Origin of the sequence: Brevundimonas sp. (genome assembly GCF_032107865.1) — a bacterium.
Taxonomy (GTDB): Bacteria; Pseudomonadota; Alphaproteobacteria; order Caulobacterales; family Caulobacteraceae; genus Brevundimonas.
The window spans coordinates 1-12,938 of the sequence record NZ_DAMCNG010000005.1 but is presented as its reverse complement, the minus strand read 5'-3'; the positions used below and the strand labels follow the sequence as shown (position 1 = coordinate 12,938).

The window sequence follows — 12,938 nt, the reverse complement described above, 5'->3', positions numbered from 1 at the left end:
TTACTGCCAGCTTGTATCTGGCGGCGGTGCAGGTACCCGCCAGATCGCGCCGATGCGTCCGTCCTGTTCCACGACATCGCATTCCGCTTCAAAGGTGGAATCGTCCGTGATCTGCTGATTATTTCTGATCAAAACGCGGTCCAAGCGATAACGAGTGCCGATCTCCAAATCGGGTCGGAGCTCAGATAATGCGCATACGAACCCCCTACTGAACCATAGCGCGTCAGCGGAGCCGGGGGCTTCGAATGGCGCGATTTCCACTCGAACCCCAGCAGTCACCATGGATAACGTGTAGGCGTTCATCGTTTCATCTCCCGTGGTGAACGCCTACTGAGCTGCATCGATTCTCAAGATAAATATAATTATAACAATGCAGTATATGTAGGAGCATATATTTTTAACTTGGCGGCGCCGTATTGCGCATGATGTTCTCCGCTAAGGTGGACTAATTTTCCTCACCTTCGCGCGGACCTCCAGAACGCCGTCTTCGATCTGGCGTAGCAACTTACGTACGTCGGTTGCGGGTGCGCCGTCATCCGGTCTGTCGCCGAGCCATAGCTTCAGCAAGCCGCCCAGTCGGGCGAGGTCGCCTGATGCTCGAAACATATGGCCCATCGCCTTCAGGTCGAGAACGTTTGTAGGGCGTCCGTGCATGCCGACCGTCCGCAGATAGTGCGAAACCGACATCCCGCTGATCTCGGCACTGCGGACGATGAAAGCTCGCTCGTCCGATGTGACAAACACCTTCAGCGGGCGCTGCCGGTCCCTGGTGGGGGGGCGTTCAGCCATGACTACGCCCCTTGCCTTGGAGCGACGGCAGTCGCCGCAGACATCGAGCCCGGCGAGTAAAGGCGTATTGTGGTCCCACAATACATATCCTGCCTCGCACACCAGAGAGAAGTAGGGAGAAATAACGCAAAACAACGCAAGTCACCTGAATACCCTCCATTTGTTGCGTGATTTATCCTTGATTTGCATTGTGTCGCGTTGATTTGCATTTTGTCTCGTATTTTTGCCTTAAGTCAGCCGGGCGTAGTTGCGCTCTAGGGCCGATCATGAAGTCTGGCCCCAGACGTAGCGAGAGGCTTCACTGTACCGCTGGACGTACTTGGCGAACTGCTTGTAGCCGATAGGTAGGCGATGCTCGTGTTCCGCGTAGATGGCGGTGAGGTGCCAACCCTTGGCCAGTTTGTCCTCGATGTCGGCTCGGATCGCCAGATAGGCGACCCTGCCGTAGCCGCGATAGGTTTTGGGAGGGGCGCTTCTCATGTCAGGCCTTCATTGTTCAGCGTGGGTTTCCGGCCGGAGATCTGGGCTCCCAATTCCTTCATCTTTCGGCCGATTTCGGCGCGCTCGGCTTCGTTGAGGCTCTTATTCAAAGGAGTCTCTAGGTTTCGGGTGAAGCGTCGTTCGTCGGTTTTGGAAGTACGGTTCAGGGGTGAGGCTGTCACTGACGAACGATCGTTCGTCAGTTGTGGCCGGTAGAGATTTACCCTGCCTGGCGATCGTCGAGCCGTGATGTGGCCAGACTGTTCCAGGCAGCGGAGCGCCGTCTGGACGGCGCGTGGCGTGACGCCGGCAGCGGCCACCAAGGTTTGTTGACTGGGCCAGGCGACCTGACTTTTCAGGTTGATATAGTCGAGCATTAGCGCTGCGATGCGACAGGGCAGGTGGCGAAGTTGAGGGTCGGCGCAAACCTGTCGAATCCAGAGAAATTTGCGATGCGTTGATCTGGCGGCGGTAAGTTCGGCGGCGGGCATGGTTTCGCGTCCTCGCTGCGGCGAGGCCTTCTGTGCTTCACGAGAGGGCGGTGGCGGCTTAATCCGCTGCAAGGCTGTCCAGCCAGCGTTGCGCTTCTCTAGACGCGATCAGGGTGCGCTTGCCGGCCTTGAGGATGCGGATGCGGCCAGCCTTCACTTCCTCGTAGAAGGTGCTGCGGCCGATCGAACAGGCGCGGCAGAAGTCATTCACAGACAGGGCGAATTTTTGCGGTTCGCGGTTCATCGAAGTCTCCTTGTGGTCCGCGGGGATGTCGGCGGATGCATGGAGGTTCGAGGAAATCAGGGGGGCGGACAGCCCCTCTGAACTAGTGGATGTCAGACTCTCTCACTCAGGCGCTGGGCTCTTTCATCCATTTCCGCACGACGGCGAGGATGCGTTCGTCTGAGGGGCTACCTAGGATCGGGCCAAGTCTCAGGATGCCATTGGCAATCCGCGTCGCCTGACTGACTTGGGGATTTGTGCTGCGGAAGTGGTCGTAGCGTTCGCGTGCTTCGGCATACCACCTGGTGCGGGTAAGGTTGCCCTTCATTCCGCCGGTTGAGCGGGATGCACGATCCGATTTCAGTTCAGCGAGACCTTCGACTACGCCCAGCCGATCTTCGCCCATATGGGCCATGAAATGTGCGGCGAAGATGGTGTTGAATGCAGCGGTTTCGACAGCGACCAGGGTTTCGCGATCTCCTTTTTCTGCCAGGGCTCGACGCTTCGCGACGATGGCGGCGCAAGCCATGTGCGCCGAGTAGGCGCGACGCGACCGACCCGTGAGCCGAGCGGCGGTGGCGTCGCTTAGCCCGCCAGCTTCGGTTTCAGCCTGGACGGCCTTGAAGAAGTCATGCGTGACCGCTTCGCTACGATAGATCTCCTGGCACAACGAAAGCGTCGCTTCGAGAAAGACGTCCAGCGTGTGGGATACTTCTGTGGCGTCAGCCATGTGGAGAGCGGATTCGGCGCGTGGGGATGGGGAGGAGGGAGCCATTCGGATTCCTTAGGCGTGTGAATGGCGGCTCCAGTCGCTCATGAGTCCTTTCCGCTTCTCCAACAGATCGCCACGTCGGTAGGCGGCCTCGACCTTGTTGGCGACGGTATGGGCCAGAGCCATTTCAACCACTTCGCCGGGATAGTCCGTGGTCTCGGCCGCCCAATCCCTGAAGGTGCTGCGGAAACCGTGGGCGGTGAGGTCGCTGCGCTTCATCCGTTTGAGCGCGGCCAGCAAGGCCATGTTGCTCAGCGGCCTGTCCTTTTTCCCGCCGGGGAAAACGTAATCCGAGGTTCTGATCTCGGCCATTGACTCCAGAATTTTCAGCGCGCTCGCGCTCAAAGGCACGCGATGCTCCCGCCCTGCCTTCATCCGCTCTTTGGGGACCGTCTAGGTCGCTGATGCAATGTCCAGTTCCTCCCACCGCGCCCCGATCACTTCGCTGGTTCGCGCCGCCGTCAGAATGGTGAACTCCAGGGCGCGAGCGCCGACACCGGCCTGATCGGCCAGGACCTGCATGAACACGGGTAGTTCCTTGTAGGGCAGGGCTGCGTGGTGGGCGACTGTGCGGATCTTGTTTTTCGACGGGAGCAGCTTGTCGAGATGGCCTCGCCAGCGCGCAGGGTTATCGCCGTGCCTAAAGCCGCGCACCGTGGCCCAGTCGAGAATGGTTTCTATCCGACCTCTCAGTCGGCTGGCCGTTTCGGGTTTGGCTGTCCAGATTGGCTCAATGGCCTTCAGCACCAGGGTCGTGTCGATGGCGGCGACGGCGAAGTCGCCGAAGATCGGTTCGGCGTAGGTGGCGAGAGTGGCCTCCCATTGCGCCGCGTGCTCTTTGCATTCTTCCAGGCCGCCTGGTTCGCTTTGATGTAGGCGGCGGCCGCCTGCTTGAAGGTGACGGCTTTTGCGTCCTCAAGGCGTTGGGTGGATCGTTCCGCGTTGCGCGCATCAATGGGATCGAGGCCTCGAAGTTTGAGCTTGCGGGCTTCCAGCGCCAGGTCGCGGGCTTCCGAAAGGCTGACCGTGTGGAGTGGACCTAAGCCCATTTCGCGTTCGCGCCCACTCAGAGCGAATCTGAAAATCCAGGACTTCGTGCCTGATCGGCTGACCTGGAGGTAGAGGCCGCCACCATCGGCGTACATGCCGGGCTCTTTGAGGCGTCCGACCGCCAGGGCGCTCAGTCGGTTATGATGGCGCATTTACAACCCACATATCTACCCACGTTTATGGGCCGGACTATGTCAGGTGGTTGTGATCGCGTCCAGACGAAGATGGACTGAAATGCTCAGCAAAACCAACGGGTCAGCCGACGTAAGGGGATGCCGATGGACGTGGGGGGATGCGACCGTGGCGGACAGAGAGGGACTGCCGCCACATCGTTTAAAATCAATCACTTAGCAGGCCGTGACTGCTACAAGTTTGAGGGGGAAGTGTAGCAGTCTGCCGCGCGCTTTCAAGGTGGTCCAAGCAGGTAGCAGCAGGCTGCGGCCATCATGCTTGGTTGAGTTCAAAGCCAACGTATCGTGAAAACTCCTCGGGATACTGAGCCAGCACCATAGTGAGGTGCGCGAGCGCGGCCGCTTCATAGCGATCAGTTGACGGCGGATTGGGGCTCGCCTTGACCGCCTCGTCGTAAGCTTGAAGCCCTGCGAGATAGATGTCTGAGCCATCCCCCAAAGCATATACAACGCCCCAGCGAGCGGACATGCGTTGCTGCTCAGTCGCTCGGCTATCAAGGGCTTGGTCGATTATCGTTGTGGCGTCCAAACGCAACTGTGTCGGCTCTAAGTAAGGCTTGGCCATGCGTGTAGATTGAACGGCGGCGTATCCTTTAGCTGCCATAAGCATGTCAGGTTTTAGATAGCCGTCATCGCCCGTCTCGATCCCAGCCTTCTTCGCAGCGCCCAGAGCAGCGCCCTCTCTGGCCCGCCGCGCGTCCAACGCCGCCCTGATCCGCTTCCGCGCGTCCGACGATCCAGCGGCCTGCACAATCATCGGGCTCATGCCCTGTTGAAGCATTCGGTGCGATACGGCGGTGGTTGCAGCCAGTTCGTTCAGCAAAGCATTGAATTCGCCAGCACTCAGTTCACGCTGTGCGGCGGTAAGTTGGGCTCTCGCATCATCATCGAACATCTGAATGGAGGCTGCGCGCTGCTTTTGCCGTTTGGCTTGGCCCATGACCCACCAAACGATTGCCCAAACGATAACGCCACCAATGATCCAGCCCAGCACAACACTCTCCTAATCTGTGCCCCTAACTCGCGGCCTAGTGGTTAAGCTCGCGTTTCCAAGGATAATGCGGGAGAGTGACAAGGTTGAATGTTCTGTCTATGTTCCTTGCAGCGATTGCGAGGCTGCTATGACCATTTTCGACCATTTCCCAAAAACGCCTATCGACATCGTAGCCCCAGACGGCACGCTTCGCTGTTCGACCACCGGCATCATCAGCGCCAATGAAATACAAGTTCCTGATGCATCTGTCGATGTGGAGGCTGGGGACGAAGTTCGGCGGCTTCTTCCAAGTGGAAAAGAGGAAGTCTTCATTATACGGGATGCCGTTTATTCTGACGGCTTAGGTCCTATCCCGCCGCATTATAGCCTCAAGGTGTTTCGTAAGGGATCGTTTGCCCGGCACACGGGCGGGCACTACATCAATGTGTCGGGAAGCAATGCGCGTGTTAACTTGCACTCAACGGACAACTCAACAAACACCGTCAGCACTACGTCGATATTTGCCCAGGTCGCGTCCGCCATTGAGCAAGGGGTGGAGGACGAGGCTGAGCGCGCGACCCTCCTTGAAGCCTTAAAAGCCATAGAGGCGAGCAATAGCGCGGAAGGGAAAGGGCAAGCCTATCAGCGGCTAATCGCAAACGCTGCCAATCACATGACCATTCTTGCGCCGTTTCTCGGCCCCTTGACCCAAGCGCTTTCACAGTAACCCCCGGCCGAAATTCGGCTTAGCTATGCGAGGGTAGACCTCCGATCCTAAGAGGCATCGGCTCCCCCGGTATCCCCTCCGGGCTGGCCGCAAATCATCATGCCACCAAGGCATTGCCTGCCGCCGCCATATCGCCAGCGACGCCGCCAGAAACGACAGGCTCACAAGTTGTAGGTTATGCGCTATGGCTCATAAGATAGATTGACGCGACATTGAGCCGGGCTTATGAGCCAGCTTAGAGCGCCACATAACTTATGAGCCAGTCATGCACCGCATCGCCTACTACCGCGTCAGCACCGGGGACCAGAGCATTGAGAGCCAGCGCCTCGCCCTCGGCGGGGACTTCGACCAAGAGTTCAGCGACGTAGGCGTAAGCGGCGGGACGCTGGCTGCTAAGCGGCTGGGCTTCGCAGACCTGCTAAGCAAGGTCCGGCCCGGCGATGTGATCCATGTCTATGCGGTTGACCGTCTCGGCCGGGACGCCTTGGACGTTCAGGCCACCGTCCGCCTCCTTATCGACATGGGCGTCACCGTTCACGTTCACGGCCTCGGCCCTATTGGTCGCGGCGTGGGGGAGTTGATCCTCGCCGTGCTGGCCCAAGTCGCAGATATGGAACGCCAGCGGATCAAGGAGCGGACGCAGGCAGGCCGGGACGCCGCGAGGGCCGCTCTGGAAGCCACAGGCAGGACCCACCGGGGGAAGGAAAGCCTCGGCCGACCGATGGCTCAGGACGCCGCCGCCGTGGTCGCATGGCGCAGGGAGAACGGGGCAAGCATCGCACAAACTGCCCGGCAGTTCGGCCTCTCCCCCGCCACGGTGAAACGCTACACAGCGGCGGCGACGTAGGGCCGGATCGCAGCGGCCACGCTAGACCGGATTTCAGGCTCGTGGGCGGGCCTCTCCAGCCCGCTCGACACTTGGGGCACCGACGCCCTCCCGGCGCCCCACCACCCTCCACAGGGCATATGGCGAAGGTGTCAGGTTTCGCCCAGGCATCGTCCCGCGCGACAGCCGGACCTGAGGGCCGATGGGATATTTTCGACGGGCGCGGCGACGGGAGTGCTCGTCCTTGATTGTGGAGCATCCCTCCAACAGCAAGAGCCGCTTATTACAGGCCCAACGAGCCGACAATTTTGTCTGTCGCTTCGCGCGTCTTGGCTTCGTGCTCCCAATAGGATTGCTCAGACACCTTCAATAGCGGCACGTCATACCCGCCGAAGCGGTAGGTTTGCGAATTTGCCGAGGCGCTTTGCAAAAGACTGCCGAGCGCCAGAAACATGGAGGCATCGACATCTTGGGAAAAACCTTGGGGGCGTTGCTTCAAGCCCTGAGCCAAAGAGGCGGCAGCGGTTGCTAACGGATGGGGACGCTGCCCCATCTTTCCATCGAACAATTCTGGCTTGGTCGAATAGAGCATTGCAACAAGGCGGCTAGACAGAGTTTTGACATCGAACTCTGGGCCAAACGGACTAGTTCTTCGGATGGCATCTTCGATGATGCCGCCCGCCTCAGTGAGCTTCGCCATGCTCTTGAATTTGCCAAACATCGTTAGTCCCCCGTTTCGGAATTACGCTCGCAATCCTAGCAGCTGAAAGCAATTGCCGTAAATGCCGTGGCCGTATGATCCACATTTCACGAGCCTCTGGCCGTGGTCAGAATGTCGGTCAAACAGGACGCGGACCAGCGCCTTGTGCGACTGGGCAACGGGATCAGGGCGCTCCGTGAGGAGTTGGGCCTATCTCAAGAGGCGCTGGCCGATGCGGCAGGCATCGACCGATCACACATGAGCCGGATCGAACGCGGGAAGCGGAATGTCAGCTTCCTCAACATTTGTCGGATCGCCGAAGCGCTCGACCGCAAGCCGTCGGATTTGTTAGTCGCCGGATCGCTCTGAACCGACCGCCTGTCGTCTAAATGGCGCGGGCGGCAGTTGCTTTCGAGGCCAATGAGATGACGACAACTGATATCCGCAAGGGTCTAGAAAACGCTATGACCGCCGCTGCGAACAAGGCCGCTGCGGACTACAGGGCGGCGCATCCTGAGGCGTCCCGCATGCAGGCGTCTGTCAAAGTCAACGCCTACCGGCAACGGCCAAGAGGATATAGCCAGTGGCCTGTAAAGCTCACGGAACTGTTTATTCGCACGCCTGCGGCAGCGGCGAAATCCAATGCGGAGTTAGTCGCATGGCTCAGCGAACGATACAACGGCTACGCCATCCCTGAGGCCGCGCTTTACAAGTTGCTATCCGCTTCTCAGCGGACAGCTATTGATAAGGCCCTGAGCGACGCCGGGATGACAGGGCGCACGAAGCCGAAAGATACTTTCTCCACTATCAAGCAGCGCTGGCAGGCGATGCGGGGCCGTGTTGAGGGCCTGAGATCGGCAACGGTTGAGGTGGTGTTCGCCGATGAATGCGTCGTCGTGGGAGACAAACGCTACACGATTGAGGCCGGGCGGTATCCGGCGATCAGGGTGGGGAAGAACCGGCTTCGGTCCGACATACTGGAGCAGTTGTTGCTCGGTTCATACTGACCTCCTTTCTTTCTTAAGAAAGGGGAAGAAAATGGCAAATCTGATTTGATACCCTAGGGGGACAGAAAACACCCGCCGCCGCCTTCCTGCATGGCACATTCACGGGGCGCATCTGTCTCAAATATCGTCCCACCCGGCCAATGGACTACAGCTGCGCTGAGGGGCCTCGCCACCCCTGACGAGCGATCACCCGGCCGGGTCCAAACCACCGCCCCAGCGCCCCGCTTTCCGGCCTTCTTGACTATCTCAGGGAAGCGGGCGGGGGCGGCAGGGTGAAGCCCGGCACCCGGTAGCGGGCCATGCCTTCGACCAGCGGGTGAAGAGGATATGCAGGGCCGTAATCGTCGCCCGTCTCACCAGTCTCATGCCCGGTAATGGCGTCATTGACCGCCTTATCCAGACGACAGGCGCGGGCGTAATGCTTGAAGCTATGGCGGAAAGAATGGAACACAACGCGGTCATCGGCGACGCCGCAAACCTTACGGAGGTAGCGGCTGAACCACTTGGACCAGTTGCCCATAAGTTCGCCCTCCGCTGTCGGGTTGATCTTATGGAAGATGCGCGCACGGCGCTCTGCCTTGGCGGCCGCCACCACCTTGAGGAAGCCCAGGGCGATTAGATCGGAGTGGATGGGGACGCGCCGCTCGCTCCCCTCCGTCTTAACCTTTTGGCCCCGTTCTTCGTTCTCTGCGAAGCGCATGACCCAAGCGGAATGTTCGCCGCCTTCTTCGTCTAGATAGGCTTCTTCATAGACATCATCGGGGTGAAGCTGCCCAAGTTCAGTCTGACGAGCGCCCGTGTAAAGCGCCAACAGCGGGAGCCAATACGCTGCTTCGCCACCACCTCCGACGGGACGAGCGCTATCTATATGAACGGGGCCGCTGAACATGGCCTTGAGTTCATCGCGATCAAAGTGCAGCCGTTTATCTTTGGCCCGCCTCTTGTCGGCAACCTTGATCCCTTTGGCGGGGTTCGCGGGGATCAGGTCATTGTCCACGGCGTAGTTGAACAGCGTCCCTAAGAAGGGGATGATGACGTTGATATTTCCCGGCGTTTTACCTTCGGCTAACAGGGCGTCTTTGAACGCTATGACATGCTGCTTGGTCACATCTTGGATCGCCAGCTTGCCGACGACGGCCTCGAACCGCTTAACCGTCCGCGTCAGGTCCCGCACCGTTCTCGGCTGCGGTATCCGCTCGGCCTTCCATTTGTCCAGCACATCAGCGAGCGGGACGCGGGGACCGCCGGATGCTGTGGGCTTGACGGCGGGAGCCGCAGCAAGGGCCGCCGCGCCTTCGCCTGTGAGGATCGCCAGCGTCGCCACCCGCATCCCCTCAGCCTCAGACAATGACAGGCCCACGGCATCGCCGCCGTCGAGGATAGCCTGATAGGTTTCCAGCCCTTCGCGGGCCTCAAGGTTGAAGTCTTCCAGACGCCCAGCCGCGAGGTATGCCGCCCGCTTCTTCCGCAGGCCGACAAGCGCCCGCGCCGCATAGGCGTCTATGTCTATGGGCTTGGTCGCTGCCTTGGTTTCGACGGTGGGGGCCTTCTCGGCTGCGGCCATAGCAGCCCGCGCCTCAGCGAACTCCCGATCCTGAGCGGCCCAAAGGGCGACATGGAGCCGCTTGGCCTCGGCCGGGTCCGCCGTCCCTAGCGCTTTGACGATTACTTCCTTGCCGCCATAGGCCGGGCGGAGGTCTTTGGGGATGACGCGGCGCGTGGAATACCGCCCGCCATCGCGCCTTAGAAGGCCAGTCAACACGTCTGCTCTCTCCGTATCGAGTGTAGCAGACATTCGGCCCCTAACGATTGTAAGTGACTGATTTTCCAACAAACTCTTTCAGATCAAGAGCTTGTAACACCGTGGCGGACAGAGAGGGATTCGAACCCTCGGTACGCTTTCACGTACACACGCTTTCCAAGCGTGCGCGATCGACCACTCCGCCACCTGTCCGTTTCCACGACATCGCCGTGTAGCCGCCGGACGGTCGATCCAGCGGAGCGAGGCTGATAGAACAGCCTGACCCCCTCGGCAAGCGCCCTGTGAGGCCCCATATGGAGGGAAGTCGATTTTAGCCCCGAATTTTGCGAGATTTCTGATGTTGTTCCAGAAAGCGTCTGAACTGCCGACCGTCGATACCGCTCTGCCGGGGCGGGCCGAGGCGTTGCCGACCGATGAGACCCACTTCGTCCTGGGTCATGCGCTGAAGGGGCCGCATCCGGCCGGGATGCAGACGGCCGTCTTCGGCATGGGCTGTTTCTGGGGCGTGGAGCGGGTGTTCTGGCAACTGCCGGGCGTCTGGACGACCTCGGCGGGCTATGCGGGCGGGATCACGCCGAACCCGACCTATGAGGAGGTCTGCTCGGGTCGGACGGGTCACACCGAGGTGGTGCAGGTCGTGTTCGATCCGGCCGTGATCTCTTATGGCGACCTGCTGAAGGCCTTCTGGGAGAACCATGACCCGACGCAGGGCATGCGTCAGGGTAATGACCAGGGCACGCAGTATCGTTCGGCTGTCTATACGTTGAACGAGGCGCAGCGGGCGGAGGCGCTGGCCTCGCGCGACGCCTATCAGGCGGCGCTGAGCGCGGCGGGGCGCGGGTCGATCACGACGGAGATCGAACCGGCCGGGCCCTACTACTTCGCCGAAGGCTATCACCAGGGCTATCTGGCCAAGAATCCGGCGGGCTATTGCGGCATCGGCGGGACCGGCGTGGTCTGCCCGATCGGCCTGGGCGTCGGGGCCTAGGATGGATCGCGCGGGCGTAGGCAAGGCCTGCCTGGCCTTGCCGGGGGCGACGATGGACCACCCGTTCGGGCCGGGCCATGACGCCTATAAGATCGGGGGCAAGATGTTCGCCATCGTCGGCGCCGAGGGCGGGCTGTCGTTCAAGGTGTCGGACATCGCCTATGCGGTGCTGACCGAAGAGGGGCGGGCGGCGCCCGCCCCCTATCTGGCGCGGGCGAAGTGGGTGCATCTGGCCGATCTGGGCGATTGGCCGGATGACGAACTGGCCGATCACCTGAAGTCGGCCCACGCCCTGATCGCCGCCAAGCTGACGAAGAAGGCGCGGGCCGAACTGGGTCTCTAAAGCTGGGCTTTAGGCGGCGGCGTTCCGCGACCGGAACCACAGGTAGAGAATCCCCACGGGCGCGATGAAGATCGAGAAGCCCCACAGGAAGAAGTTCACCAGCACCTTCAGGAACATCAGGATGACGGCGTTCATGAAGAAGACGGTCTCGCCCATCATCACCCGCTTGATCTCGTCCCAGACCAGTTTGGAGAAGGGAAACAGCAGGGCGCCGACGCCGAACACCGCCAGGGTCACGGCGCGGTCATGCATGGGTTTGGCGCCGTCCAGCGACAGCATCATCCAGGTCGTGAAGGCCATGAAGGCGGCGCTGAGCACATAGGCGCGGATCAGATAGCCCGGCTGCACCGAGCCGAAGATGCGTTTGATGAAATTCATGTCGGAGGGACGCTTTCTTACTGGGCCTTGGTTTTCTGTTCGGCGATCCAGCGGTCCATGCGCGCATCCAGCAGGGCTAGCGGCAGGGCGCCGTCGACCAGCAGGGCGTCGTGGAAGGTCCGCACGTCGAAGCGGTCGCCCAGTTCACGCTCGGCCTTCTGGCGGATCTCGCGCAGGCGGATCTCGCCGATCTTATAGGCCGTGGCCTGGCCGGGATCGCCGATGTAGCGCTGCAGTTCGGTTTCGATGTTGTGCGTTGACAGGGCCGAGTTGTCGCGGAAGCAGGCGCGGGCCTGTTCCTCGCTCCAACCCAGCCAGTGCAGGCCGGTGTCAGCCACCAGACGGCAGGCGCGCCACATCTCATAGCTGAGGCGGCCGAACCGCTCATAGGGTGTGCGATAGATGCCCATTTCCTCGCCTAGGAACTCGGAATAGAGGCCCCAGCCTTCGCTGAAGGCCGTGACCGAGGCGTCGCGACGGTAATAGGGCTGGTCCGCGGCTTCCTGTTGCAGGGCGACCTGCAGGTGGTGGCCCGGCACGGCCTCGTGCACCGTCAGGGCGGGCAGTTCATACAGGGGCCGCTGGTCCAGCTTGCCGGTGTTGACGATGTAGCCCCCGGCCACGCCGGTCGCCATCGAGCCGGCGTTGTAGCGGCCGGTGGTGTAGGTCTCTTCCATCTCGATCGGCACCGGACGCACGCCGTAGGGCAGGCGCGGCAGGGTGGCGAACAGCGAGGGCAGGCGGTCATCCGAGCGCTTGGCGATCTCGGACGCCTTCTCCAACAGCTCCTCGCGCGTCTTGGCGTAGAACTGCGGGTCGGTGCGCAGGAAGGTCAGGAAACCGGCGAAGTCGCCGGTCCAGCCGGCGGCGCGCATTTCCGTCTCCATGCGGGCGCGGATACGGGCGACTTCTTCAACGCCGATCTGATGCACCTGATCGGGCGTCAGGTCGGTGGTGGTGTGGCTGCGGACCAGGAAGGCGTACAGGTCGCGACCGCCGGGGCGGTGAACCAGACCCGGCTCCTGTGGGGCCTTGGGCGCGTATTCGTCGCGCAGCAGGTCGCGCCAGGCGGTGCGGCGGGCGGTGATCGGTCCCTCGACCAGATCGCGTGCGCGAGCGCGGAACTGTTCCTGCTGGGCGGCGGGGATGGAGGCGGGCAGGGCGTTGAACGGGCGCAGCAAGACGTCGCCCGTCTCGCCCGGCGCCAGGTCGCGCTCGGCCTGGGCCAGGGCGCTGTC

At 61.2% G+C, this 12,938-nt stretch carries 20 protein-coding genes and 1 tRNA gene; 6 read left to right on the top strand and 15 right to left on the bottom strand.

Going from position 1 to position 12,938, the window contains the following annotated elements; genetic code table 11:
- The 10 genes from RT567_RS01140 to RT567_RS01095 all read right to left on the bottom strand — a co-directional run bounded on the left by RT567_RS01140 (nt 1) and on the right by RT567_RS01095 (nt 4,990).
- Nucleotides 1-303: a hypothetical protein gene (locus tag RT567_RS01140; RefSeq protein ID WP_313573721.1), complete on the bottom strand. Its 303-nt coding sequence runs from the start codon at nt 301-303 to the stop codon at nt 1-3.
- 132 nt (nt 304-435) lie between these two features.
- The gene (locus RT567_RS01135) at nt 436-789 is read right to left on the bottom strand and encodes a plasmid mobilization protein (protein WP_313573719.1); all 354 of its coding nucleotides are present in this window, start codon (nt 787-789) and stop codon (nt 436-438) included.
- Nucleotides 790-1,053: 264 nt separating this feature from the next.
- Nucleotides 1,054-1,269: a TraK family protein gene (locus tag RT567_RS01130; protein ID WP_313573717.1), complete on the bottom strand. Its 216-nt coding sequence runs from the start codon at nt 1,267-1,269 to the stop codon at nt 1,054-1,056.
- Nucleotides 1,266-1,760: a helix-turn-helix domain-containing protein gene (locus RT567_RS01125; RefSeq protein WP_313573715.1), complete on the bottom strand. Its 495-nt coding sequence runs from the start codon at nt 1,758-1,760 to the stop codon at nt 1,266-1,268. Before RT567_RS01125 ends, RT567_RS01130 begins: the two co-directional genes overlap by 4 nt.
- 58 nt (nt 1,761-1,818) lie before the next feature.
- On the bottom strand, nt 1,819-2,004 hold the full coding sequence (locus tag RT567_RS01120; protein WP_313573713.1) for a hypothetical protein: 186 nt from the start codon (nt 2,002-2,004) through the stop codon (nt 1,819-1,821).
- A 106-nt stretch (nt 2,005-2,110) separates the two neighbouring features.
- Nucleotides 2,111-2,713 (bottom strand): hypothetical protein, encoded by a 603-nt coding sequence (locus tag RT567_RS01115; protein WP_313573712.1) that lies wholly within the window; start codon nt 2,711-2,713, stop codon nt 2,111-2,113.
- Nucleotides 2,714-2,767: 54 nt separating this feature from the next.
- Nucleotides 2,768-3,130, bottom strand: coding sequence for a tyrosine-type recombinase/integrase (locus tag RT567_RS01110; protein WP_313573710.1), 363 nt, complete (start codon nt 3,128-3,130; stop codon nt 2,768-2,770).
- A gap of 18 nt (nt 3,131-3,148) precedes the next feature.
- Complete coding sequence (locus RT567_RS01105; RefSeq protein ID WP_409516132.1) at nt 3,149-3,544, bottom strand: tyrosine-type recombinase/integrase; 396 nt, start codon at nt 3,542-3,544, stop codon at nt 3,149-3,151.
- Complete coding sequence (locus tag RT567_RS01100) at nt 3,496-3,900, bottom strand: Arm DNA-binding domain-containing protein (protein ID WP_313573707.1); 405 nt, start codon at nt 3,898-3,900, stop codon at nt 3,496-3,498. Before RT567_RS01100 ends, RT567_RS01105 begins: the two co-directional genes overlap by 49 nt.
- A gap of 349 nt (nt 3,901-4,249) precedes the next feature.
- A complete protein-coding gene (locus RT567_RS01095; protein ID WP_114818570.1) occupies nt 4,250-4,990 on the bottom strand; it encodes a hypothetical protein in 741 nt (246 codons plus the stop codon).
- Between the two features lie 127 nt (nt 4,991-5,117).
- Between RT567_RS01095 and RT567_RS01090 the strand changes: the two genes are divergently transcribed.
- On the top strand, nt 5,118-5,696 hold the full coding sequence (locus RT567_RS01090) for a hypothetical protein (RefSeq protein WP_162790714.1): 579 nt from the start codon (nt 5,118-5,120) through the stop codon (nt 5,694-5,696).
- 265 nt (nt 5,697-5,961) lie between these two features.
- Nucleotides 5,962-6,543 (top strand): recombinase family protein, encoded by a 582-nt coding sequence (locus RT567_RS01085; protein ID WP_114818568.1) that lies wholly within the window; start codon nt 5,962-5,964, stop codon nt 6,541-6,543.
- Between the two features lie 262 nt (nt 6,544-6,805).
- On the opposite strand, the gene RT567_RS01080 is transcribed toward RT567_RS01085, so the two are convergent.
- On the bottom strand, nt 6,806-7,243 hold the full coding sequence (locus RT567_RS01080) for a hypothetical protein (RefSeq protein WP_114818567.1): 438 nt from the start codon (nt 7,241-7,243) through the stop codon (nt 6,806-6,808).
- 111 nt (nt 7,244-7,354) lie between these two features.
- On the opposite strand from RT567_RS01080, the gene RT567_RS01075 reads away from it, so the two are divergent.
- Together RT567_RS01075 and RT567_RS01070 are read left to right on the top strand one after the other, a co-directional pair.
- Nucleotides 7,355-7,591 carry a helix-turn-helix transcriptional regulator gene (locus RT567_RS01075; protein WP_211306052.1) on the top strand — a complete coding sequence of 79 codons (237 nt, stop codon included), beginning with the start codon at nt 7,355-7,357 and terminating at the stop codon, nt 7,589-7,591.
- A gap of 56 nt (nt 7,592-7,647) precedes the next feature.
- Nucleotides 7,648-8,229: a hypothetical protein gene (locus tag RT567_RS01070; RefSeq protein WP_313573700.1), complete on the top strand. Its 582-nt coding sequence runs from the start codon at nt 7,648-7,650 to the stop codon at nt 8,227-8,229.
- A 241-nt stretch (nt 8,230-8,470) separates the two neighbouring features.
- Here the strand turns inward: RT567_RS01070 and RT567_RS01065 are convergent, their stop codons facing one another.
- Together RT567_RS01065 and RT567_RS01060 are read right to left on the bottom strand one after the other, a co-directional pair.
- A complete protein-coding gene (locus tag RT567_RS01065) occupies nt 8,471-9,991 on the bottom strand; it encodes a site-specific integrase (RefSeq protein WP_162790713.1) in 1,521 nt (506 codons plus the stop codon).
- 102 nt (nt 9,992-10,093) lie between these two features.
- Nucleotides 10,094-10,183: transfer RNA gene (locus RT567_RS01060), tRNA-Ser, on the bottom strand.
- Nucleotides 10,184-10,328: 145 nt separating this feature from the next.
- Between RT567_RS01060 and msrA the strand changes: the two genes are divergently transcribed.
- Nucleotides 10,329-10,979, top strand: coding sequence for a peptide-methionine (S)-S-oxide reductase MsrA (gene msrA / locus RT567_RS01055; RefSeq protein WP_313573697.1), 651 nt, complete (start codon nt 10,329-10,331; stop codon nt 10,977-10,979).
- A 1-nt stretch (nt 10,980) separates the two neighbouring features.
- On the top strand, nt 10,981-11,322 hold the full coding sequence (locus RT567_RS01050) for an MmcQ/YjbR family DNA-binding protein (protein ID WP_313573695.1): 342 nt from the start codon (nt 10,981-10,983) through the stop codon (nt 11,320-11,322).
- A 9-nt stretch (nt 11,323-11,331) separates the two neighbouring features.
- On the opposite strand, the gene RT567_RS01045 is transcribed toward RT567_RS01050, so the two are convergent.
- On the bottom strand, nt 11,332-11,700 hold the full coding sequence (locus RT567_RS01045; RefSeq protein WP_313573693.1) for a hypothetical protein: 369 nt from the start codon (nt 11,698-11,700) through the stop codon (nt 11,332-11,334).
- 17 nt (nt 11,701-11,717) lie between these two features.
- A partial coding sequence (locus tag RT567_RS01040) for a DUF885 domain-containing protein (RefSeq protein ID WP_313573691.1) occupies nt 11,718-12,938 on the bottom strand: 1,221 nt, incomplete at its 5' end.

Excerpts from the sequence above, each read along its gene's own strand:
- RT567_RS01140 (WP_313573721.1), bottom strand. The coding sequence starts at position 303 with ATGAACGCCTACACGTTATCCATGGTGACTGCTGGGGTTCGAGTGGAA.
- RT567_RS01135 (WP_313573719.1), bottom strand. The coding sequence starts at position 789 with ATGGCTGAACGCCCCCCCACCAGGGACCGGCAGCGCCCGCTGAAGGTG.
- RT567_RS01130 (WP_313573717.1), bottom strand. The coding sequence starts at position 1,269 with ATGAGAAGCGCCCCTCCCAAAACCTATCGCGGCTACGGCAGGGTCGCC.
- RT567_RS01125 (WP_313573715.1), bottom strand. The coding sequence starts at position 1,760 with ATGCCCGCCGCCGAACTTACCGCCGCCAGATCAACGCATCGCAAATTT.
- RT567_RS01120 (WP_313573713.1), bottom strand. The coding sequence starts at position 2,004 with ATGAACCGCGAACCGCAAAAATTCGCCCTGTCTGTGAATGACTTCTGC.
- RT567_RS01115 (WP_313573712.1), bottom strand. The coding sequence starts at position 2,713 with ATGGCTGACGCCACAGAAGTATCCCACACGCTGGACGTCTTTCTCGAA.
- RT567_RS01110 (WP_313573710.1), bottom strand. The coding sequence starts at position 3,130 with ATGAAGGCAGGGCGGGAGCATCGCGTGCCTTTGAGCGCGAGCGCGCTG.
- RT567_RS01100 (WP_313573707.1), bottom strand. The coding sequence starts at position 3,900 with ATGTACGCCGATGGTGGCGGCCTCTACCTCCAGGTCAGCCGATCAGGC.
- RT567_RS01090 (WP_162790714.1), top strand. The coding sequence starts at position 5,118 with ATGACCATTTTCGACCATTTCCCAAAAACGCCTATCGACATCGTAGCC.
- RT567_RS01085 (WP_114818568.1), top strand. The coding sequence starts at position 5,962 with ATGCACCGCATCGCCTACTACCGCGTCAGCACCGGGGACCAGAGCATT.
- RT567_RS01080 (WP_114818567.1), bottom strand. The coding sequence starts at position 7,243 with ATGTTTGGCAAATTCAAGAGCATGGCGAAGCTCACTGAGGCGGGCGGC.
- RT567_RS01075 (WP_211306052.1), top strand. The coding sequence starts at position 7,355 with ATGTCGGTCAAACAGGACGCGGACCAGCGCCTTGTGCGACTGGGCAAC.
- RT567_RS01070 (WP_313573700.1), top strand. The coding sequence starts at position 7,648 with ATGACGACAACTGATATCCGCAAGGGTCTAGAAAACGCTATGACCGCC.
- msrA (WP_313573697.1), top strand. The coding sequence starts at position 10,329 with ATGTTGTTCCAGAAAGCGTCTGAACTGCCGACCGTCGATACCGCTCTG.
- RT567_RS01050 (WP_313573695.1), top strand. The coding sequence starts at position 10,981 with ATGGATCGCGCGGGCGTAGGCAAGGCCTGCCTGGCCTTGCCGGGGGCG.
- RT567_RS01045 (WP_313573693.1), bottom strand. The coding sequence starts at position 11,700 with ATGAATTTCATCAAACGCATCTTCGGCTCGGTGCAGCCGGGCTATCTG.